General features: G+C 46.7%; 15 protein-coding genes, 3 tRNA genes, 3 rRNA genes and 1 other RNA gene. 2 read left to right on the top strand and 20 right to left on the bottom strand.

Features of this window, described 5'->3' with window-relative positions:
- Positions 1-50: 50 nt before the first annotated feature.
- A complete protein-coding gene (gene era, locus NKU06_RS05130; RefSeq protein WP_253224469.1) occupies positions 51-1,043 on the bottom strand; it encodes a GTPase Era in 993 nt (330 codons plus the stop codon).
- A gap of 43 nt (positions 1,044-1,086) precedes the next feature.
- Entirely contained in the window at positions 1,087-1,836 is a 750-nt protein-coding gene (gene rnc, locus NKU06_RS05125; RefSeq protein WP_254729230.1) for a ribonuclease III, read from the bottom strand.
- A 62-nt stretch (positions 1,837-1,898) separates the two neighbouring features.
- Here rnc and NKU06_RS05120 point away from each other — a divergent pair, with 62 nt between their 5' ends.
- Positions 1,899-2,741, top strand: a complete 843-nt coding sequence (locus tag NKU06_RS05120) for an integrase core domain-containing protein (protein ID WP_254729032.1) — start codon at positions 1,899-1,901, stop codon at positions 2,739-2,741.
- 12 nt (positions 2,742-2,753) lie between these two features.
- Here NKU06_RS05120 and lepB read toward each other — a convergent pair whose 3' ends face one another.
- From lepB to nfsA, 18 genes are all read right to left on the bottom strand, one after another.
- On the bottom strand, positions 2,754-3,848 hold the full coding sequence (lepB, locus tag NKU06_RS05115) for a signal peptidase I (protein WP_254729229.1): 1,095 nt from the start codon (positions 3,846-3,848) through the stop codon (positions 2,754-2,756).
- A gap of 152 nt (positions 3,849-4,000) precedes the next feature.
- Positions 4,001-5,815 (bottom strand): translation elongation factor 4, encoded by a 1,815-nt coding sequence (gene lepA, locus NKU06_RS05110; RefSeq protein ID WP_254729228.1) that lies wholly within the window; start codon positions 5,813-5,815, stop codon positions 4,001-4,003.
- Between the two features lie 171 nt (positions 5,816-5,986).
- Positions 5,987-7,231, bottom strand: coding sequence for a capsule biosynthesis protein (locus NKU06_RS05105; RefSeq protein ID WP_253224473.1), 1,245 nt, complete (start codon positions 7,229-7,231; stop codon positions 5,987-5,989).
- Between the two features lie 131 nt (positions 7,232-7,362).
- The gene (locus tag NKU06_RS05100) at positions 7,363-9,696 is read right to left on the bottom strand and encodes a capsular polysaccharide biosynthesis protein (RefSeq protein WP_254729227.1); all 2,334 of its coding nucleotides are present in this window, start codon (positions 9,694-9,696) and stop codon (positions 7,363-7,365) included.
- Entirely contained in the window at positions 9,696-11,402 is a 1,707-nt protein-coding gene (locus tag NKU06_RS05095) for a polysaccharide biosynthesis/export family protein (protein ID WP_254729226.1), read from the bottom strand. Before NKU06_RS05095 ends, NKU06_RS05100 begins: the two co-directional genes overlap by 1 nt.
- Positions 11,403-11,438: 36 nt before the next feature.
- On the bottom strand, positions 11,439-12,542 hold the full coding sequence (locus tag NKU06_RS05090; protein WP_254729225.1) for a capsule biosynthesis protein: 1,104 nt from the start codon (positions 12,540-12,542) through the stop codon (positions 11,439-11,441).
- Positions 12,520-13,191: an ABC transporter ATP-binding protein gene (locus NKU06_RS05085; protein ID WP_253224477.1), complete on the bottom strand. Its 672-nt coding sequence runs from the start codon at positions 13,189-13,191 to the stop codon at positions 12,520-12,522. The genes NKU06_RS05090 and NKU06_RS05085 overlap by 23 nt, the downstream gene beginning before the upstream one ends.
- Before the next feature lie 7 nt (positions 13,192-13,198).
- A complete protein-coding gene (locus tag NKU06_RS05080; protein ID WP_254729223.1) occupies positions 13,199-14,011 on the bottom strand; it encodes an ABC transporter permease in 813 nt (270 codons plus the stop codon).
- Positions 14,012-14,163: 152 nt separating this feature from the next.
- Positions 14,164-14,277, bottom strand: a 5S ribosomal RNA gene (gene rrf / locus NKU06_RS05075).
- A gap of 129 nt (positions 14,278-14,406) precedes the next feature.
- Positions 14,407-17,263 (bottom strand): 23S ribosomal RNA (locus NKU06_RS05070).
- Between the two features lie 263 nt (positions 17,264-17,526).
- Positions 17,527-17,602 (bottom strand) — tRNA-Ala (locus tag NKU06_RS05065).
- A 7-nt stretch (positions 17,603-17,609) separates the two neighbouring features.
- Positions 17,610-17,686, bottom strand: a tRNA-Ile gene (locus tag NKU06_RS05060).
- A 61-nt stretch (positions 17,687-17,747) separates the two neighbouring features.
- Positions 17,748-19,276, bottom strand: a 16S ribosomal RNA gene (locus NKU06_RS05055).
- Together the 16S, 23S and 5S rRNA genes with 3 tRNA genes alongside form the textbook arrangement of a ribosomal RNA operon.
- Positions 19,277-19,658: 382 nt before the next feature.
- A tRNA-Met gene (locus NKU06_RS05050) sits at positions 19,659-19,735 on the bottom strand.
- A gap of 67 nt (positions 19,736-19,802) precedes the next feature.
- An RNA gene (gene rnpB / locus NKU06_RS05045) (RNase P RNA component class A) lies at positions 19,803-20,147 on the bottom strand.
- Between the two features lie 20 nt (positions 20,148-20,167).
- Entirely contained in the window at positions 20,168-20,419 is a 252-nt protein-coding gene (locus tag NKU06_RS05040; protein WP_254729221.1) for a YfhL family 4Fe-4S dicluster ferredoxin, read from the bottom strand.
- 55 nt (positions 20,420-20,474) lie between these two features.
- Positions 20,475-20,969 (bottom strand): pantetheine-phosphate adenylyltransferase, encoded by a 495-nt coding sequence (gene coaD, locus NKU06_RS05035; RefSeq protein ID WP_254729219.1) that lies wholly within the window; start codon positions 20,967-20,969, stop codon positions 20,475-20,477.
- Between the two features lie 243 nt (positions 20,970-21,212).
- Entirely contained in the window at positions 21,213-21,995 is a 783-nt protein-coding gene (nfsA, locus tag NKU06_RS05030) for an oxygen-insensitive NADPH nitroreductase (RefSeq protein ID WP_254729217.1), read from the bottom strand.
- Between the two features lie 175 nt (positions 21,996-22,170).
- On the opposite strand from nfsA, the gene smpB reads away from it, so the two are divergent.
- Positions 22,171-22,638, top strand: a complete 468-nt coding sequence (gene smpB, locus NKU06_RS05025) for an SsrA-binding protein SmpB (RefSeq protein ID WP_254729215.1) — start codon at positions 22,171-22,173, stop codon at positions 22,636-22,638.
- Positions 22,639-22,657: the final 19 nt, after the last annotated feature.

Here is a 22,657-nt window from a genome sequence, read left to right as displayed (position 1 = left end):
CTTTTTCCTAACTTAGCAAGGTTGCGATGGGTTATACAGGTGTCAAATTTTTAATAACCCAAACTGTTCAGCGCGCGCTCATCATCCGACCAGCCGCGCTTGACTTTCACCCACAGCGTCAGCATGATTTTGCGGTCAAACAGCACTTCCATATCCTTACGCGCATCGATGCCCACTTGCTTGATTCGCGCGCCTTTATCACCGATGATGATGGATTTTTGACCTGCTCGCTCAACGAAAATTGTCGCATCGATGAAAGTCACCGCACGACGCCATTTGCCTGTCTCAGGATCTTGGTGCGCAGGTTCATCTTTAAAGGTGTCAATCTGCACGGTCAGATCATACGGCACTTCATCGCCTGATGTGCGCATTATTTTTTCGCGGATAATCTCCGATGCCAAGAAACGCTCTGAGCGGTCGGTGATTTGCTCAGCATCAAAAATTGGCGGGCGCATCGGCAGATATTCACCGATGACTTGCACCAATCGCTCAAGATTATGGCGGCGCAGCGCCGATACTGGCACGATGTCAGCAAAATCAAAGCTTTCATTGAAACTTTCGATCAATGGCAACAGCTGCGCTTTATCCTTAATCGTGTCTGATTTATTGATCACCAGCACCACAGGCAGATTGGTCTGTGACAGCTTTTCTAGGGTCAATAAATCATCTTCGCGCCACTGCAGACTATCGACGACGAACAGCACCAAATCAACATCTTGCAGTGCTGAGATCGCCGCCTTATTCATGCGCTCATTGATCGCGCGCACTTCTTTACTGTGAATCCCTGGTGTATCGACAAAGACGATTTGCTTGGCTTCATCGGTCAAGATGCCGTGAATGCGATGGCGCGTGGTTTGTGGTTTGCGCGAAGTGATGGATAATTTTTGACCCAATAAATGGTTCATCAAAGTCGATTTACCGACATTTGGACGACCAACGATCGCCACAAAACCTGCCTTAAAAGCATCATTGACAGAGGTTGATTGAGTTTCAAAAAACGCCGCAATGGTGTCTTCGTTGTTTGGATTTGTGTGATCAGTCATACATTACCTTTTTGGGCTTAATATTTGCTGTAAAAAAGCGAGATTAGATTTTGATAGAAAGTTTGTGCAGCTGATTGATCATCAATTCAGCGCATTTTTGTTCGGCGATACGGCGCGACGCCCCAGTCTCAGTGATGGCTTTTGCTCCTACGACCGCGACCGAGCAAGTTACGACAAAGGTTTGATTGGGTGCATTGCCCTGGGTGTCAATCAGCTCATAAGTCGGTAGCGCCAAGCGATTGCCCTGCAACAGCTCTTGTAGGCGTGATTTGGCATCTTTTAGCACCGTTTCTTGACCAACTTCATCGATCAGATCACCATACCAAGTCAGCACCAAATCATTGACCAGCTGACTGTCACCACTGTCCAGATAAATCGCTGCAATCAGTGCTTCGACCGCATCAGCTAGGATGGATGCGCGATGACGACCGCCGCCTTTACGCTCGCCCACGCCCAAGATCAGATGGCGTGATAATTCCAAGCGTTCGGCAATCTGCACCAAAGTCTCTTGGCGCACCAAAGTGGCACGCATACGCGTCAGCCGCCCTTCATCATGATTAGGATAACGCAAAAATAAGCCACGCGCAATCACCACGCCAAGTAGTGCATCTCCCAAAAACTCCAGTCGCTCATAGCTGTTTTTTGGGTCGTATGAGCGATGGGTCAAGGCTTGGCGCGGCAAGGCAGGATTGGCAAAGTGATGACCCAATTTTTGGCACAAAATGGGCAATCCTTGCTCAAAATCACTAAAATGCGGCTGCTGACTGGGCAATTTGCTGATTTTTTTGGTCACTTGCGCCCCTTAGTTGTAAGATAAACTACCGTTGTTTACAGTATTAAGGTAAAATACTGCAAATGAACATTCATAAAAACACACGATTGCTTCCCTACCAACGGGAAGCCATTTGGACTGCTTATCACAAGAACAGGCAGTCAGTTACTTCACTAGCATTGGAGTACAAAGTATCAAGACCTACCATTTACAAAGTCTTAAAACTTGCTCGTGTTAAGCTACTCAAGCCCCAAGCCAGTACCAACAATCGCTTTAAACAAGCCAAATATGGTATTAAACGCCTTGCTAAAGTTGAACAATCCATACAGGATAAGCTCAAAAAGCAAGCCAAGCGATACAATAAGTCCTATCCTGGTGAGATGGTGCATGTGGACACCAAACGCCTGCCCTTGCTCAAAGGACAAAATGCCAACAGTCCTAGAGAATATCTATTTGTTGCCATAGATGACTATTCTCGCGAATTGTATGCTGACATCATGCCGGATAAAACAGCCTTTAGTGCAACACAGTTTCTTGTAGAACAAGTGATAGAGCCATGCCCCTACAAAATTGATGTGATTTATTCTGACAATGGCACAGAATATAAAGGCACAAAAGACCATGAATTTTCTCAAGCCTGCTATCAAAACAACATCAATCAAAAATTTACCAAAGTAGGTAGGCCACAAACCAACGGCAAAGCTGAAAGGGTCATACGAACATTAATGGAGCTTTGGCATGATAAACATGAATTTGTCAGCAGTGAGCATAGAAAGCAAGAATTAACCAGATTTCTTAATTTCTACAACACTGTTAGACCGCACTCATCTTTAAGTAAGAAAGATGAGACTACTGGCAAGACTTTAACTTTTACTCCTTATGAGTGGTTAGAGTTTTATTTTAAGCAAAGTGTAAATAACGCTTGAGTTTCTTACACCTTAGTCAATCGCGCCATTGCGGCTAAAGCTTGGCAGATTCAAACCCGGTTCTTTGTGCATCCAGATATAAGTCGCTTTGCCTGACAGGTTTTTTTCTGGAACAAAGCCCCAAAAACGCCCATCTTCACTGCGATCGCGGTTATCACCCATCACAAAATATTGCCCTTCAGGTACGGTAATCGACCACTGCACGCCTGCCGAAGCGGTCAGCTCTGGCGAGTTTTCGAGTAAAAATGGCGCATAGGCAGACGCATTGACATTCGCCACATAGCGCGCATTAAAGCTGTGCTTGCCTAAGGTTTCTTGTTGATAACGCGCATGGCTTTCTTCTTCACGACCCAAAGCAGCGCGCTGATCATCGCTCACCGACTCGCCATTGATCGCCGCAGGATACATCTGATCGATCAGACGCGGCTGCATTTGATAAGTGACTTTTTGGGTATCGATCGCTTTGCCATTGATGCTGATGATGCCATTATTAAAGCTCACCGTATCACCTGGTAAACCAATCACGCGCTTGATGAAATAGATATTTTCTTTCATTGGATAGCGAAATACCGCGACATCGCCATGCTCAGGGCTGCCCGTATCGGCAATCTTAGTATGGGTAATCGGCAGACGCAGACCGTAGGCGGTCTTATCAACCAAGATAAAATCACCCGTATAAAGCGTCGGCACCATCGATGACGATGGGATATTAAACGGCTCAACGATGAACGAGCGAACGATGACAATCACCGCAAGCACTGGCAAAAACTCATACGCCCAGCGCACCAAGAAATTCTCACTCGGTGGATTGCCTTGTAAAGTGGCTTGTTTGGCTAGGTTGTTTTGGTGCGTTTGATATGCTTGCTTGACCGCATCAGGCGTGCTGTCATCAGGGCGAAAATTCTCCACTGTCGCAGTTATTCCTGCCGCTGATAACGCCGATGCCAATGCCGCTTGGTTGTCTTTGCTTTGTGCTTGCAATGCCTTGCTGTCTTTATCAAATTGCTTGACGGCACGATGCTGCTTGAGTGCAAATTTATCCACCAACCAAATGAGCAAAAACACCAATGTCACAGGCACAATGACAAGATTAATATCAAAATCCACCAAACTCTCCTACAGTTGAAATTCTCACGATCAGCGGGGCGTTGCACACCGTGCGGATATTATAACAACTGCTTGTATCTTCAGTTAAAATCAATGGTATAACAAATGTATAAACGCAAACCCCTACGCAAGCAATGCGTAACGATTTACCGTCAGCTATCAACTTTAAGCACCGCCAAGAAAGCTTCTTGTGGGATCTCAACGCTACCCACTTGTTTCATGCGTTTTTTACCTGCTTTTTGCTTTTCAAGCAGCTTTTTCTTACGGCTGACATCACCGCCATAACACTTGGCAAGGACATCTTTACGCATGGCTTTGACCGTGCTGCGTGCGATGATTTGGCTGCCGATAGCCGCTTGGATGGCAACATCAAACATTTGGCGTGGAATCAGCTCTTTCATCTTCTCAACAAGCTGACCACCACGGCGACGCGCGTGCTCTTGATGGCAAATCATTGCTAGAGCATCGACTTTTTCGCCATTGATCAAGACATCGACACGCACCAGCTTATCGGTCTCATAGCGTTCAAAATTATAATCCAAAGAGGCAAAACCACGGCTGGCAGATTTTAATTTATCAAAGAAATCCATCACCACTTCGCCCATCGGAATGTCAAATACCACCTGCACTTGGCGTGCCATAAACTTCATATCCACCTGCACACCGCGACGCTCAATGGCAAGCGTGATGACATTGCCCAGATATTCTTGGGGTACTAGGATATGACAACGAGCGATCGGCTCACGGAACTCTGCGATTACGCCGACATCAGGCAGTTTTGATGGGTTATCAACATAGACGATGTCGCCATTTTTCTTGACCACTTCATAAATTACCGATGGCGCGGTGGTGATCAGATCCAAGTCATATTCGCGCTCAAGGCGTTCTTGGATGATCTCCATGTGCAGCATACCAAGGAAACCACAGCGAAAACCAAAGCCCAACGCTTCAGAAGTATCTGGCTCAAAAAACAGCGCCGCATCGTTGATTTGTAGCTTTTGTAGCGCTTCACGGAATTTTTCAAAATCACTTGAGTCAATCGGGAACATCCCTGCATAGACCTGCGGTGTCACTTTTTGAAATCCAGGGATATTATCAACATCTGGCGTCTTGGCGTGCGTGATGGTATCACCAACTGGCGCACCTTGAATGTCCTTAATTCCTGCAATCACAAAACCCACTTCGCCTGCGTACAAAACATCCGTCTCAAGCGATTTTGGGGTAAAGACACCGATCGATGTGACGATGTGGCTTTCGCCTGTCGATTTGATAAAAATCTTATCGCCTTTTTGTACGCTGCCTTCACGAACGCGCACCAATGAGACGACGCCCAAATAATTATCAAACCACGAATCAATGATCAGCGCCTGCAACGGTGCATCGCGATCACCAACAGGCGCAGGAATACGCTCCACCAGCACTTGTAGCAGCTCATCCACACCAAGACCTGACTTAGCTGAAACGCGCGGTGCGTCCGCTGCTTCGATGCCGATGATGTCTTCGATCTCTTCGATAACGCGCTCAGGCTCAACTTGTGGCAGATCGATTTTGTTCAGTACGGGCAATACTTCTAAGCCCTGCTCAACCGCGGTATAGCAGTTGGCAACTGATTGTGCTTCTACGCCTTGGGCTGCATCGACGACCAATAGCGCACCTTCACACGCTGCCAATGAACGCGACACTTCATAGCTGAAATCCACATGACCAGGGGTGTCGATGAAGTTTAGCTGATAACGCTCGCCATTAGGATGATCATAGTGCAAAGTCACCGACTGCGCCTTGATGGTAATGCCGCGCTCACGCTCAATGTCCATCGAATCAAGCACCTGCGCTTGCATTTCACGGTCAGACAGACCGCCGCAGACTTGGATAAAACGGTCGGCCAGAGTCGATTTGCCATGGTCAATATGGGCAATGATCGAAAAGTTACGAATCTTGGTAATGTCAGTTGGTTTTTTGGTGCTCATACGATCAACGCTCAGCGTATAAAAAATGATAAAATAGCTATCTATTTTACATGATTTGTATGACTTTCGCCATATAATTTAAAGGATGGATAAAGAAAATCCCACCGTTTTGGCAGGATTGATTTGGCAAATGAATGGGAGCGCTTGGCGACAATAATGCCAAACTCTCGCTTAGTGCAGTCCGTGTTTGCTGGATTTTTTTGGTGGCACGCCAACATCTTGAGCATGGATATACGGCAATGCCCATGGCGATGTACCATAAAACGAGCCGTTCAGCTGTGTTTGTTCAATCAGATATTCACGAAATTTTAGATAAAATTCATGATCAGGCGCAACAGGATTGCCCCAAAACTCATCCAATGACTGCTGATCAGTCAGACGCTCAATGTCATACAGCGCGCGACCCATGATTTTGGTGGGTTTTTGGTGATAAATCGACTGCAAGCCTGTGGTGCTATTGACCGTAATCATGCCGATGCTGTGGCGAATCAAGCTTGGCAGATGCATATCACAGCCATAATGCGCACGCCCTTGTAAACCCAATTCATCCGCCCATTGGTGAATCAGTGCTTTATAATCGCGATGTCCCCGATCAAGCGGATGGTGTTTAAATAAAATTTGCGTGTCTTTGGGTGCGAACTTGGCAAACGACACCATCACTTCACGAATAAAGTCAGTGACATCATCATAATCACTGTGATGGGTGATTTGTGAATCGTTATGCACTTGTAAGCTGACCAGATAATACTGCTCGCTTGCGGTGCGCGTTAGGCGTTTTTGTAGCCATTTATCAGGATAATATCGTGCAATTTTTCTAAACGGTGCAATCAGCCACGCAACCATTTCTTGCCAAATCGATAAGCCGCGATAATGCTCATAATGCGGATAACGCCACTGCCCCAAAAAGACGATGGCATAATAGACGATGCTTGCCACACACAGTCGCCAAAAACGATTGGCGGTGTATTTGGGCTTGTCATTGGCTTGATCAAAGCTTTCGATCATCGCAGGATTGAGCTGCGAAAACCCATTGATACCACCTTCTTCAAGCGTGATATAATCAGGGCGCAGATAGCCTTCTTCAAAGACAAAAAACGAGACGCCAAGCCGCGTGGTGACATCTTTGGCGATCATATGATACGGGCGGCAGTCATTAAAACACACCACCGCATCGATCTGATGTTCTTGGATAATCTTTGTAATGAATGCGTCAAATTCATCCAAACGGCCACGAAAGTTGGACATCTTATCCTTGTGGCAGTAGAAAAACGCATCGCCAGCATTGAAGTTAATCTTATGAACCTGTCTGCCGCCGTCCATCAAAAAAGTCGCAAAACGACAAAAAAACGCCCCCATCTTGCCTTGTAATAGCAAGATGTTTTGGTGGTCAAGCAGTCGTTTCATGGATGCGGACATGACAAGCCCTGTGGCAAAATGGCTAAATAGCGACTAAATACTGGCGATTGCACCGTGTTAGACATATAAACTGTCTAAATTTTGTGCAAAGTAAGCACTTATTGTAACATAAGTTTTGCCAAAGTTTAGTATCAAATCGTAAATTTGCGCAATTGCATGAATTTGGTCTTGGCAAAGCGCGAGATACGCTTGGCGAGTGTCGGTGTGGGCTTAGCGTGCGTGGATTGATACAGATAGTCAATCACCTGCTCGACGCTAGCAAGCCCATGACCGTGCGGCAGGCGATACACAGGATAATCAATCAGCGTACCATGAATCAGCGCAGATAGACTCAGCGGAGTTTGGCGTTGTCGCCGTGCGATGGCGGCAAGCTTGGGCATGTTATCAGGCTCGATGATGTCAGTGGTCAAGCCAAAACCTGCATAAAACGGCAAGCCATAGCACACCACTGACACCCCGCGCAGCAGTGCTTCAAAGCCTGTCAATGAGCTGATGGTCTGCACCACATTGACCACTGCCAAGCACTGCGGCATGGCGGTATCATGCGCGATGATATCAGCAAGCTTAAGCGTCTGATCATCCACCTTGCCCAAGCGTAGCCCTGCTTCGATATCGGGATGTGGCTTATAGATGATGATGTCATTGGGGTGATCGGCGCGCACACGCTTAAGCAGATCAGCATTGGTCTTGATGATACTGGTGCAGTTTTGTACCGATGCATCATCTTCGACTTGTCCAACCACCAGATGGATGGTCGCACTGGGATTGGCTTGTTTCAGCTTAGCAATTTGCGCGCCAAGCTGATCATTGTGCGTACCGACATTGTATTTACTGACTTGATTGGCAAGTAAAGTTTGCTGCAGTGCGGCAGCTCGCTTAGCCTGCTCATCAGTCAAATCAATGCTTTGTAAAATCATCTCCAGTCGAGATGGCGCGGTGGCATCATAATATATGCCAACATCATCCATCACCACAGACAGCGGCTCAAGCAAGGTTGCGCCCAAGCCATTTGAACGGATAAAACCATCTTCCATGCAGATGATGGCAGGATTTGACTGATTTTGGTAGGTGTGAATTTTGTTTGCTAATTTGCGCTTGGCAGCCAAACCCCAAACGAGATATTTGGTATCTACAGGCAAGCCGCTTAAGGCTTTTTGATCATCTTTTTTGGCACGCTTGGCATTGTATTGATCGGTGAAAAACAAGCGCATTTTGGTTTTGGATTTAAATTTAAGCTGAGTTTGTGGAAATTGGCTAAAGCCCTTAACAAACCCTGTTTTCCAGCGGCTAAAATCATATGCCAAAACATCGCCTGCGACAAAGCTTTGCTGATCACGATTGCGAATCAAATAGTCAATCACCGTTTCAATTTGGCACGCCTTGGCTGTCGCAGGGTCGGCATAATAACTATAATCAATATACGCTGCAAAAAATGCCCGCTCAAGCGTCACGGTGGTTAGACCTAATGCCGCTCGCCGCGCCTTGACCTGTTGGTACAGATCGCGCATGGCGGGATTGTCTTGCAAATAGGTATCATCAGTTAGCCCTAGACCTGCATACCAACTCATACCAAAACTTGCCACTGATTTGCCCAGCATTAATGCTTCAAAGCCTAGATGCGAGCTGACGGTATAAACAGCTTTGGCATTTTCAAGTAATACAATGGGATTGACAGCTTGTTTGATAATCAGAATGCGATCAATGGTATCTTGGCTGATGCCATGACTGCTAAGACAATTGACAGCTTGGGTGTGTAATTTGCCCGTGCTATTGACCAAAAAACCAAAATTGGATGCTGGATGCGCCTTGATGCACACTTGCCCGCCGTTTGCCATTGCTGATTGACACGCGTTTAGCAGCATGGCAAAAAAATTTTCATCGCGTGCACCTGCACCCGCGATGGATGCATCACCCGCCACTTGATCAATCACCAGATGCAAATCGGTAGGTAAATTGGTCGCAAGTGTAAGGCTTGGATTGTATTTAGAAAGCTTATGCGCGATAATTTTATGGATCAGATACTTGGCGCGCTGCTGCTTATCATCATCAAAATCAGCCGCGCGATTTGCCAACAGCCACTCTAAGCGTGATGGCGCGCGCAAATCAAAATAAATACCCACATCATCAAGCACAAAGCTTGCCCCATAACGGCTTTTGATACCGCTATCTAATGAGCGCAAAAAACCATCTTCGGCTGTCCATAGTGGCAAATTTCGCTGATTGGCAAGTTTTTGTGCTTGTTTTGCAGAAGGTTTTTGCCCCCATGCCAAAACTGCTTGCGTACCTGCAATAGCATGATTAAGAGATGGCTGCGATTGTCCAGATTGCTTGCCAAATGATAAGGATTTTTTCACTGACAATACAGGACATACAGGCACACCAAGGGCAGTTGCCAAAAGCTGATTATTTTTGGCAATGCCCACAGTTGCAAGCAAAAACTTACTTGGCAAAGGCGCAATGGTCATTACAACGCCGCAATCACGCCAGCTGCCACAGCGATTTGATAAAAGATTTGTGAAATACCGCGTGCGATCTCAACACGACGCGTTTTCACTTTTGGCAAGACCATGATCTCATCGCCCTGCTGTACACGATAGGCGGCATTGACCACTTTGGTCTCGCCATTTTGCTGCATCACTAGGATGTTTTCAGGATCGGCATTAGCATCCATACCGCCTGATTTAGCGATATAATCCGCAACGGTCAAATTCGGATCAAAGGTCAGCGCCCCTTGTGCGCGCACCTGACCATTAACAGTGATGACCGAAGTCTGCTCAGGAATCTCAATGATGTCGCCTTGTTGTAAAATCACATCCTGCCATGAATTTGGCACAACCACAATGCGACCTTTTGGCTCGACACGGCGCGCTTTGGCGATAAACTGCTCAACAAGCTTAGCATCTTCAGCGCGCAATTGCGCTTCTTCACGCGTGATTGATTGCGTAGCAAGTGTCATTTCTTCCAAGCGATCCAAGGCTTGATTGATCGATTGTTTTTGTTGTTCGGCGACTGATTTACGATAAATTGATAGGTTTTGTAAATTAGCAAGGCTAGATGGTTCAAGCTGCGCGATGACATCTTTTAGACGCGCACCATGTGGCAAAATCACCGCGCCATTGCCCTTATGCGCACCCGTCACCTGCACCGCGATTGTGCCTGCATAGCGATCTGAAGTCACCACAAGCACATCACCATTATTGACAGGCACTTGGCTTGCTTCTGATAAGGCATAATATTCTGCCGTCTGCGCACGGCCAGCGGCGCGCGTGATGCTGACATTGGTAGCATCCGCCAAAGGATTGGCAATTGACAACACATCAGCGATGGTCAGATTTGGAACACCAAATTCGAAAGCATATTCATTCTGCACACGACCTGAGATGCTAAAGGTTTGCTTTTGCGGCGCAACAGTGATCACATCACCATCACGAAACGCAAACGGCTGCAGACGACCCGAGATCAAGAAGTCATACAAATTCACCTGCTGCACCACTTGTCCATTACGGCGAATTTGAATATCAATATAACTGCCGCGCTCAGGATCGACACCGCCTGCACGATCCAAGTAGCTAAGCACCGAATCTGCTGCCAAGCCACCATAATAACCGGGTTGATTGACAAATCCTGTGACAAATACTTTGACGGGTTGCGCCTGCTCAAGCGATGCATAAACGCCGACATTCGAGCGATAAATACGCGCAATCGCACTTTGTACCACCGACTGCAGGCGACCATTTTGAATGCCTGCCACGCGTACTGGTCCGACATTTGGCAAGAAAATATTGCCCTGTGGATCAACCGTCATCGTTGCAGCGTACTGATAAGCACCCCACATACGCACCTGCACATTATCACCAGGGTTGATGACATAGCTGTCATTGAAAGTTGAGCCTGAAGTGGTCGAAAATGCGCCACGGAACAGCTGCTCACCGAAGATCTTTGGCGTGGTACTCACAGGCGTGCCAACATCTTGAAAAGTGCGCTCGTTATTGATAATGGCATTGCTGCCAAGACTTGCGGCGGCAACCGCTTCAGCTGCTGTCGCTTCAGCAGGCACTTGATTAGCACTCACCACCCCTGCTAGGCGACCAACCCCATCATCCGCCGCCATCGCTTGCGCGCTCATCGCCATTGCTACAAGCGCTACTAATGAATGTTTTTTTAGCATCATAAGAAAATTTCCAAATCTAATTCAAAATTCGTCGGCTTATTTGCCATGATCGCGGATAATTGCCAAAATCAGCACCACAAAACCGTACAAAATCAACAACAGCGCCAATGAAGTGCCAATCACATAGCCTACACGCGGATATTTGGCTTCTTCAGCCTTGTGCGGCGATGAAATGACGATCAAATTTTTCATCTTACGAATCGCTTCGATGCGCGAGCTTTCTAGCGAAGTCAAAGCCAGCTTATACAACTCATTGGCAAATTCCACTTCCGCTTTGATTGCTTCAAACTCTGCAGTTTTGGCATTCAGCTTGGCATCTTTTGGTGATGTCAATTTGGCTTGTTCGTCTTGAATTTGTTTTTCAACCGATGCGATTTGGCTGCGCAAACTCACCACTTGCGGCGCTTCAGGGTTCAAATAGCTCAACAATTGACGCTCTTCGGTGCGCAGGCTACTTAATTGACCTTGCAGACCTGCAATCACTGAATTAACCATCTCGACATTGGCTTTCGGGTCGATGATCTCATTGCTGTTTTGGTAATCGAGCAGTTTTTGCTTGGCAAGATTCAGCTTATTTTCCGCTTCGCCAACTTGTGTCGTCACAAACGCAAGCTGCTCTGCCGCCACTTGTTTTGAGATATCATTGACAAATTTCTCAGATTCACTCAAGATCGCTTGGTTCAATTCTAAAGCAAAATCAGGAGTGAAGCCTTGGGTTGATAAAGTCAAAATCGAGCTGGTTTCATCAAGACTGATCGAGACACGCTTTTTAAAATAATTATTCAGCTCTTCTTGTGTGGCATCTTCTGGAATTTCATTAATAAAATCCGAGCCACTTAAGCGATAATTTTTCCGAAAATCAAAACGCTCATCAAGCTTGGCAATCAAATCATCAGACAAGATGTATTCGGTCAAGTATACTGCATCATCGCGATTGGTATTATTCACGCCAAGCAGTGCCGACAGACCAGTTGCTGAAACGCCCTGCTCACTGACCTGCTTAATGACCACATTCGATTCACTGACATACCGTGGCTGTGCCACAGTCATCATATAGGCGATGACAGCAATCCAAGGCACGATGACCAGCACCACAAAAAGCAGCTGATTGATGCGTTTATTTCTTAGCTTGATGGACATGCTCGTTATATACCTCAATTGCTTCTTTTACATTATAAAAAACTTGCGCCGTCTGGTTCATCAGCACTACGCCAATGTCGCAGTTACGCTCGATATCACCCAAATTATGTGACACCACCAAAAATCCCGCTTGTTCGCGGCGCGCTTGCAAGATCTCTTCACTGCGCTTACGAAACGCCGCATCACCTACCGCACCCGCTTCATCCAGCATATAATAATCAAAGTCAAATGCCAATGACAAACCGAAGGTTAAGCGCGCGCGCATCCCCGATGAATAGCTTTTGACTGGCATATCAAAATATTTGCCAATGTCGGCAAACTCTTCGACAAAGCGAATTTTTTCTTCGATATAATCACCGCTAGAATACAGGCGGCAAACAAAGCGGACATTTTGACGACCTGTCAAGCTGCCCTGAAAGCCACCTGCCACGCCCACAGGCCATGAGATGGTGGAATTAGTAATAACTTCACCACTGTCAGGTTCATCTAAGCCACAGATGATGCGCAGCAAAGTAGATTTGCCCGCACCGTTGCGCCCAAGCAGACCGACGCTTTGTTTGTCTTCAATAATAAAATCCAAATCCTTAAACAAATAATGTCTGCCATGCGGCGTCATAAAAGACTTGGTGATATTTTTAACATGAATCATCTTATCATCACTTACTGCGGATCAAATCACGCTCGCACGCCTTGTACAATGCCAAGCCAACAAACATCACACACACAACCCATCCCCAAAAATAACCCATGCTCACATGATAAATCGGATAAGAAGGCGCAAGTGCATGACGCATCATTTCAAGATTGTGAATGAATGGGTTATACATCAGATAGCTTAAATATGGCTCAGGAATCATATGTACCGAATACATCACCCCTGAAGTAAAATATAAAATCGTGAACAAAACACTGATAACTTTGCGAATCTCACCACCATAATAGCCAACGATCATCAAAACCAGTGCCAAACCTAGGCTAAATAGAAACATCCCCACCCAACCAATAAGCACAACATGCAGATGCTCTAAGCTAAAGCCAATCCCAAAAAAGGTTAATCCAATCAATAATAAAACAAAGGTGAAAAAATAAATAACCAATTCCAAAAAAGCACGCGCAATAATAACATCAATATGTCTCACCGATCGATACATCAGTAAGCCCTGATTGGCTTCCACCGCACCCAATGAACGCGTTGCGATATTTTGCATCATATAAAATGGAATAATGCCCGCCACCAAGAATAAAGAATATTCCATACCAGGTAAGACGCGCTGCATGACCGCACCAAAAATCACCAACATGATCGCCACTTGGAAAAATACTTCCAATGGCGCCCATAGATATCCCAGACGAAATCCGCCAAAGCGCGTCTGCAGCTCACGCATTAAAAGCGCATGCAGTGCAGCAAGCATTACTTTGATGCCGCTACGCTTCTTAATTGGTCGGTAAGGTGGTAATTGTATCGACATAAACACAGGTCAGAAAAATTTGGTTTATTTTATCACAGTCATTTGCCCTATACTAGCCGTCAAGACAAAACCACAACAAAACCCAATTCTTAATGGTCGATCAGCATACAAACCAAAACCCCCACCAATCATGGCGGGGGTTTTAAATAAGGTGCTGACGATGACCTACTCTCACATGGGCGAACCACACTACCATCGGCGCTAAGACGTTTCACTTCTGAGTTCGGGAAGGGATCAGGTGGTTCCATCTTGCTATTGTCGTCAGCGTAAAAGGATTAACAACGCTGTTATGAGTCTGTTATTTGTTTTTTTATCAAGATTGATTCAAGCTTATAGGTAAAATCTTTACACTTACCATCAACACAATCAGTAGTATTAAACCACTTGGGTGTTGTATGGTCAAGCCAAACGAGCAATTAGTATTGGTTAGCTACACATGTCACCATGCTTCCACACCCAACCTATCAACGTCGTAGTCTACAACGGCTCTTTAGGGAAATCTCATCTTGAGGTGGGCTTCCCGCTTAGATGCTTTCAGCGGTTATCCCATCCGAACGTAGCTACCCGGCAATGCCACTGGCGTGACAACCGGAACACCAGAGGTTCGTCCACTCTGGTCCTCTCGTACTAGGAGCAGATCCTCTCAAATTTCCAACGCCCACGGTAGATAGGGACCGAACTGTCTCACGACGTTCTAAACCCAGCTCGCGTACCTCTTTAAATGGCGAACAGCCATACCCTTGGGACCTGCTTCAGCCCCAGGATGAGATGAGCCGACATCGAGGTGCCAAACACCGCCGTCGATATGAACTCTTGGGCGGTATCAGCCTGTTATCCCCAGAGTACCTTTTATCCGTTGAGCGATGGCCCTTCCATACAGAACCACCGGATCACTAAGACCTACTTTCGTACCTGCTCGACTTGTGGGTCTCGCAGTTAAGCGCGCTTTTGCCTTTATACTCTTTGAACGATTTCCGACCGTTCTGAGCGCACCTTCGTACTCCTCCGTTACTCTTTAGGAGGAGACCGCCCCAGTCAAACTACCCACCATACATTGTCCTTGATACTGTTATATCTAAGTTAGAACCCCAACATAACCAGGGTGGTATTTCAAGGATGGCTCCATAGGAACTGGCGTCCCTACTTCAAAGCCTCCCACCTATCCTACACAAGTTAGGTCAAAGTTCAATGTAAAGCTGTAGTAAAGGTTCACGGGGTCTTTCCGTCTAGCCGCGGGTACACAGCATCTTCACTGCGATTTCGATTTCACTGAGTCTCTGCTGGAGACAGCGCTGCCATCATTATGCCATTCGTGCAGGTCGGAACTTACCCGACAAGGAATTTCGCTACCTTAGGACCGTTATAGTTACGGCCGCCGTTTACTGGGGCTTCGATCAATAGCTTCGCTTGCGCTAACCACATCAATTAACCTTCCAGCACCGGGCAGGCATCACACCCTATACGTCCACTTTCGTGTTTGCAGAGTGCTGTGTTTTTAATAAACAGTTGCAGCAGCCTGGTATCTGCGACTGCCAGTAGCTTACACCGCGAGGGTTTCACCACCGGCAGCGTACCTTCTCCCGAAGTTACGGTACCATTTTGCCTAGTTCCTTCAGCAGAGTTCTCTCAAGCGCCTTGGTATTCTCTACCTGACCACCTGTGTCGGTTTCGGGTACGATTTGTTTATGACTATCGCTTAGAAGCTTTTCCTGGAAGCATGGTATTTGCCACTTCGCCAGTAAACTGGCTTGCTATCAGATCTCAGTAATAGCCTAGCGGATTTGCCTACTAAGCCTACCTACATCCTTCCACCTGGACAACCATCGCCAGGCTGGCATAACCTTCTCCGTCCCTCCATCGCATCATAAACAAGTATCGGAATATTAACCGATTTCCCATCGACTACGCCTTTCGGCCTCGCCTTAGGGGTCGACTCACCCAGCCCCGATTAACGTTGGACTGGAACCCTTGGTCTTCCGGCGAACGGGCTTTTCACCCGTTTTGTCGTTACTCACGTCAGCATTCGCTCTTGTGATACCTCCAGCATACCTTACGATACACCTTCACAGGCTTACACAACGCTCCCCTACCACTTAATTGAAACAATTAAATCCGCAGCTTCGGCTCCTAGTTTGAGCCCCGTTACATCTTCCGCGCAGGCCGACTCGACTAGTGAGCTATTACGCTTTCTTTAAAGGGTGGCTGCTTCTAAGCCAACCTCCTAGCTGTCTGTGCCTTCCCACATCGTTTCCCACTTAACTAGGAATTTGGGGCCTTAGCTGGCGGTCTGGGTTGTTTCCCTCTTGACGACGGACGTTAGCACCCGCCGTCTGTCTCCCGGATAGTACTCATGGGTATTCGGAGTTTGCATCGGTTTGGTAAGTCGGGATGACCCCCTAGCCGAAACAGTGCTCTACCCCCCATGGTATTCGTCCGAGGCGCTACCTAAATAGCTTTCGGGGAGAACCAGCTATCACCGAGTTTGATTAGCCTTTCACCCCTATCCACAAGTCATCCCCTACCTTTTCAACGGGAGTGGGTTCGGTCCTCCGGTGTCTGTTACGACACTTTCAACCTGCTCATGGATAGATCACTCGGTTTCGGGTCTATACCCTGCAACTGAAGTCGCCCTATTAAGACTCGGTTTCCCTACGGCTCCCCTATACGGTTAACCTTGCTACAGAATATAAGTCGCTGACCCATTATACAAAAGGTACGCCGTCACGGAACAAGTCCGCTCCGACTGCTTGTATGCACACGGTTTCAGGTTCTATTTCACTCCCCTAACAGGGGTTCTTTTCGCCTTTCCCTCACGGTACTGGTTCACTATCGGTCAGTCAGGAGTATTTAGCCTTGGAGGATGGTCCCCCCATCTTCAGACAGAATTTCTCGTGTTCCGCCCTACTTAATATGTCTCATAAACAGTTTCGCATACAGGACTATCACCTACTATGGTTGGCTTTCCCACGCCATTTTGCTACTGTAAATTCGATCGGCTCCTCCCCGTTCGCTCGCCGCTACTTGGGGAATCTCAATTGATGTCTTTTCCTCGGGGTACTGAGATGTTTCACTTCTCCCGGTTTGCCTCATAAAATAAATTATGATACCTAAGTTATCTTAGGTGGGTTTCCCCATTCAGAAATCGCCGGGTCACAGGATATTGCCACCTCACCGACGCTTATCGCAGGCTATCACGTCTTTCATCGCCTCTGACTGCCAAGGCATCCACCATGTGCACTTCATTACTTGACCATACAACCCCAAGTAGTCTTGGTGTTATAAGGGTAATGTGTAACGATCTTCACCTATGTTTACGCTTGATTCAGTTCTCTTTACTTTAGGTGATTGTATTTTGGGGTACAATCACCATGGTTAATAAATTACGTTGGATAATTTATTAACCCAGACTCATAATCATGTTGTTAAATAGTGTTATAAACTTCGTCAGTTTATAAAGTAAAAGCATAAATAAGAAATCTCTTATTAAATTGCTTATGTATGCTTTGATGTTTAAATGGTGGAGCCAAGGAGAGTCGAACTCCTGACCTCCTGCGTGCAAGGCAGGCGCTCTACCAACTGAGCTATGGCCCCAATTTAATGGTGGGTCTAATAAGACTTGAACTTATGACCCCCGCGTTATCAACACGGTGCTCTAACCAACTGAGCTATAGACCCGTTTTAAACATCTTACCAAAGAACAACTTGTTGTGGATTCTTGCCAATCAGATATCTTCATTAAGGAGGTGATCCAGCCGCAGGTTCCCCTACGGCTACCTTGTTACGACTTCACCCCAGTCATCGACCCCACCGTGGTGATCGCCCTCTTGCGTTAGGCTAACCACTTCTGGTGAGATCAACTCCCATGGTGTGACGGGCGGTGTGTACAAGGCCCGGGAACGTATTCACCGCAGCATTCTGATCTGCGATTACTAGCGATTCCGACTTCATGGAGTCGAGTTGCAGACTCCAATCCGGACTACGATTGGCTTTTTGAGATTAGCATCACATCGCTGTGTAGCAACCCTTTGTACCAACCATTGTAGCACGTGTGTAGCCCTGGTCGTAAGGGCCATGATGACTTGACGTCGTCCCCGCCTTCCTCCAGTTTGTCACTGGCAGTATCCTTAGAGTTCCCACCCGAAGTGCTGGTAACTAAGGAAAAGGGTTGCGCTCGTTGCGGGACTTAACCCAACATCTCACGACACGAGCTGACGACAGCCATGCAGCACCTGTATCAGAGTTCCCGAAGGCACTAAGCTATCTCTAGCGAATTCTCTGTATGTCAAGACCAGGTAAGGTTCTTCGCGTTGCATCGAATTAAACCACATGCTCCACCGCTTGTGCGGGCCCCCGTCAATTCATTTGAGTTTTAACCTTGCGGCCGTACTCCCCAGGCGGTCTACTTATTGCGTTAACTGCGTCACTAAGTCTTCAAGAGACCCAACGACTGGTAGACATCGTTTACGGCGTGGACTACCAGGGTATCTAATCCTGTTTGCTACCCACGCTTTCGCACCTCAGTGTCAGTATGATGCCAGGGAGCTGCCTTCGCCATCGGTATTCCTCCAGATCTCTACGCATTTCACCGCTACACCTGGAATTCTACTCCCCTCTCACCTACTCTAGTCACCCAGTATCAGATGCAGTTCCCAGGTTAAGCCCGGGGCTTTCACATCTGACTTAAGCAACCACCTACGCGCGCTTTACGCCCAGTAATTCCGATTAACGCTTGCACCCTCTGTATTACCGCGGCTGCTGGCACAGAGTTAGCCGGTGCTTATTCTGTAGGTAACGTCAGGGCTAATGGGTATTAGCCATTAGCTTTTCCTCCCTACTTAAAGTGCTTTACAACCAAAAGGCCTTCTTCACACACGCGGCATGGCTGGATCAGGCTTTCGCCCATTGTCCAATATTCCCCACTGCTGCCTCCCGTAGGAGTCTGGGCCGTGTCTCAGTCCCAGTGTGGCTGATCATCCTCTCAGACCAGCTACAGATCGTCGCCTTGGTAGGCCTTTACCCCACCAACTAGCTAATCCGACTTAGGCTCATCTAATAGCGAGAGCTTGCGCCCCCTTTCACCCGTAGGTCGTATGCGGTATTAGCTTGAGTTTCCCCAAGTTATCCCCCACTACTAGGCAGATTCCTAAGCATTACTCACCCGTTCGCCACTAGGTATCAGGAGCAAGCTCCCTAACCTCGTTCGACTTGCATGTGTTAAGCCTGCCGCCAGCGTTCAATCTGAGCCATGATCAAACTCTTCAGTTTAATCTTGAGTTGCCAATAAAACAAAGAATGTTTGATTGGACTTTAATGTTGGCTCATTTATTATTACTAGCAATATTTGCTCATCGTGTAAATGAATTAACTTTGAGTATTCTTGCTGAATATAAATGATAATTTTTTTAAGATTATCTTGTATTCGCAAAAATCCACACAAGTTGTTCTTTAGTTTTGATTTTAAATAGTTTTAGTCATACTATCGTCTAGTGGATGACTTGAGCTCTCTATTATAACCGATTGGTTTTTTATGTCAAGCTTTTTTTTGAATTTTTTTCAATTCGTTTCGCTGTATTTATCAGCGATTCAGACCAACTATTATACAGTATTTGATTTCGGTGTCAAGCACTTTTTCAAATTTTTTAATAGTTGGTGGCGATGAAGAGACTTGAACTCTTGACCTCACGATTATGAGTCGTGCGCTCTAACCAGCTGAGCTACATCGCCGTTACAGGACGCACATTATAGGCACAAAGTTTGTCCTTGTCAATAACAATTTGCAAAAATTTTGAAAAAATTTGGCAGACCGATAAGCCGGGTTCTGTCGTGGACAATCATTCATCTAGGCGCACCGTCGCCGATACGCTCAAGCAACCTACCCGTATCCTCGGCGGGCAACCGATTGGACACCTATTTGGTCTTGCTACGCGTGGAGTTTACCTTGCCATGAGCTGTTGCCAGTCATGCGGTGGGCTCTTACCCCACCGTTTCACCCTTACCGTGCCGATTGGCGTTGGCGGTCTGTTCTCTGTTGCACTGGTCGTAGGCTTTCGCCCCCTAGCCGTTAGCTAGCACGCCGCCCTGTGTAGCCCGGACTTTCCTCTCGCACTTGCGTGCCAGCGATTGCCTAGTCTGCCAGTCGGCTATTCTAGCACAGATTTACGCCTTTGCGGTGAGTTTTTGGTATTTGGCGAGCAATTCTTCTTCGCTCTCTGGATGCTCTGGATCTTTTGGAATACAATCAACTGGACAAATATCCACGCACTGCGGCGTGTCGTGATGCCCAACGCACTCGGTGCACAACTCAGGATTGATGACATAAATGTCTTCGCCTGCATAAATCGCGTCATTTGGGCAAACAGGCTCGCAGACATCGCAGTTGATGCATTCTTCGGTAATTTTTAATGCCATGATTTTCTACTGTTATTAAAATTGTCGTTTTTATCTTTATATAAAAAGTCAAAACTTAGCGATTGGCAAACTTTTCGGCAAAGCCTGTCAGCACAGCTTGCGGGACAAATTTACTGACATCGCCGCCCAATTTCGCCACTTCGCGCACCAAAGTCGATGACACAAAAGAATATTCTTGTGACGGGGTCAAAAACACCGCTTCAAAATCATCATCAAGGCTGCGATTCATGCTTGCCAAACCAAATTCGTACTCAAAATCACTGACCGCACGCAGACCACGCAGCACCGCACTCGCCCCCTGTTCGCGTGCAAATTCTACCAAAAGCCCTTCAAAACCCACCACCGAAATGTGTGGATTATCCGCAAAAGATGCCTTGACCAATGCTACGCGCTCATCGAAACTAAATAAGGGTTTCTTATGGTGCGCGAACGCCACAGCAATCACCACTTCATCGAATAATTTTAGGGCGCGATTGACCAAATCAATGTGTCCATTGGTAATCGGATCAAAAGTCCCTGGGTACAGCACGCGTCTTGGGGTATGGCTCATCGCACTACCTTTTATTGTCATTAAAATGGCTTATGGTAACAAATTTTGACAGTGATGAGAATATTTGGCGTAGGATTTTGGGTAAATTTATCCCTATATAAGTCAATTAAGCTGATAAAAACCACCCACCCCAAACTTCTCAAAGGACTTAACTTGTATTTTGCTTGGTATAATTGACCCATATAAAAAGCAGAATGACGCTTGCCACTCTGCTTTTTTGCTTATAAATCGGTAAATGCACGATCAACGCTTACAAAAACCTTGCTCTTGTAAATACTCAAGCATAAACGGACGCACATCCGAGCCAAAGGTGCTGGCAATTTGCGCCTTCCAATCCATCTCGATACCACGACCATGATAATAGCCTTTGACCACTTCATTATAAGCATCCAAAGTCGCATCATCGGCAGGCTGATAAGTATCCGTCGATACCAAAACTTCTAGCGGTAAGCGCGGACGCTGTGACTGGTTGATTTTTGATGACATATCAGGATGGCCTAGACATAGACCAAACAGTGGCACGACGTACTTTGGTAGGCCAAGCACCGCACCTGCTCGGGCAATGTCATTACGCAGGCTGCCGATATACACACCGCCAAGTCCTAGGCTCTCGGCAGCCGCTAGGACATTTTGCGCCATCAAAGCAGCATCAATTGCACCAATCACCGCCACTTCTGTCCAATCGGTCTGTACATCCGCCAGCTGATTATGACGGTGTGCATCCATACAAAATACCAAATATTCTGCGCAATCTTCAACATAAGCATGGCCCAAACGCTTACCATCTGCCAGCGCTTGCTGATATTGCTCATCACTCATGTCGCACGAAATCTGACGCAGCGCGGTACGCTTGGCAGGATCGACGACGCGGATGATGCTCGTGGCTTGTAGAAAACTGGAAGTTGAGACCGCGCGGCCTGCTTCTAGCACTGCCGTCAGCATCTCATCGGAGATCGGCTCGCCTGTGTATTTGCGGATTGAGCGGTGATCAAGCAAAGTTTCTAGGGTAGGTTTGCTGTCTAGCATGGGGTTTCCTTGATGACTATGATGAATGATAACTGTTGATGGCATATTAGCAAAATTTTACCCATCGATGCAAGCATAGGTTGGGTCAAATTGGAATTTGGCAAATCTCGCCCATTTACCAAAAATTTTGTTATAATGCCATCAATCAACAAATTTAAAAGTATTAGGATAACACATGGCAAAAAAACCAAGCAATCAAATCTGCGCCAACAAAAAGGCACGGCATGAGTTTTTTATCGAAGAAACATTTGAAGCAGGTCTTGTGCTAGAAGGTTGGGAGGTCAAATCCATCCGCGCAGGCAAAATGAGCATCACAGACAGCTATGTGATTTTTAAAAACGGCGAAGCATTCTTGTTCGGTGCGCACATTCAGCCGCTATTGACCAGCTCAACCCACATCAATCCTGACAATATTCGCACCAGAAAGCTTTTGCTTAATCGCCGCGAAATTGACAAGCTGTTTGGTATGGTCAATCAAAAAGGCTATGCGGTCGTTGCCCTATCTTGCTATTGGAAAAATAGCCGCGTCAAATGCGAAATCGCACTTGCCAAAGGTAAAAAACTGCACGACAAACGCGCCACCTTAAAAGATCGTGATTTTGCTCGTGATAAACAGCGTGGCTTTAAAAACCAAGGCTACTGACAAACTATAAATTCATGGA

The sequence above is a fragment of the Moraxella sp. FZLJ2109 genome (assembly GCF_024296965.1).
GTDB lineage: Bacteria > Pseudomonadota > Gammaproteobacteria > Pseudomonadales > Moraxellaceae > Moraxella.
The sequence above is the reverse complement of the archived record's forward strand: the minus strand, read 5'-3'. Positions and strand labels throughout refer to the sequence as shown.

Bases quoted from the DNA above. Each gene is read 5' to 3' on its own strand.
- NKU06_RS05120 (WP_254729032.1), top strand. From the start codon at position 1,899: ATGAACATTCATAAAAACACACGATTGCTTCCCTACCAACGGGAAGCC.
- lepA (WP_254729228.1), bottom strand. From the start codon at position 5,815: ATGAGCACCAAAAAACCAACTGACATTACCAAGATTCGTAACTTTTCG.
- era (WP_253224469.1), bottom strand. From the start codon at position 1,043: ATGACTGATCACACAAATCCAAACAACGAAGACACCATTGCGGCGTTT.
- smpB (WP_254729215.1), top strand. From the start codon at position 22,171: ATGGCAAAAAAACCAAGCAATCAAATCTGCGCCAACAAAAAGGCACGG.
- NKU06_RS05040 (WP_254729221.1), bottom strand. From the start codon at position 20,419: ATGGCATTAAAAATTACCGAAGAATGCATCAACTGCGATGTCTGCGAG.
- NKU06_RS05095 (WP_254729226.1), bottom strand. From the start codon at position 11,402: ATGATGCTAAAAAAACATTCATTAGTAGCGCTTGTAGCAATGGCGATG.
- NKU06_RS05080 (WP_254729223.1), bottom strand. From the start codon at position 14,011: ATGTCGATACAATTACCACCTTACCGACCAATTAAGAAGCGTAGCGGC.
- coaD (WP_254729219.1), bottom strand. From the start codon at position 20,969: ATGAGCCATACCCCAAGACGCGTGCTGTACCCAGGGACTTTTGATCCG.
- NKU06_RS05100 (WP_254729227.1), bottom strand. From the start codon at position 9,696: ATGACCATTGCGCCTTTGCCAAGTAAGTTTTTGCTTGCAACTGTGGGC.
- NKU06_RS05090 (WP_254729225.1), bottom strand. From the start codon at position 12,542: ATGTCCATCAAGCTAAGAAATAAACGCATCAATCAGCTGCTTTTTGTG.
- NKU06_RS05105 (WP_253224473.1), bottom strand. From the start codon at position 7,231: ATGTCCGCATCCATGAAACGACTGCTTGACCACCAAAACATCTTGCTA.
- nfsA (WP_254729217.1), bottom strand. From the start codon at position 21,995: ATGCTAGACAGCAAACCTACCCTAGAAACTTTGCTTGATCACCGCTCA.
- NKU06_RS05085 (WP_253224477.1), bottom strand. From the start codon at position 13,191: ATGATTCATGTTAAAAATATCACCAAGTCTTTTATGACGCCGCATGGC.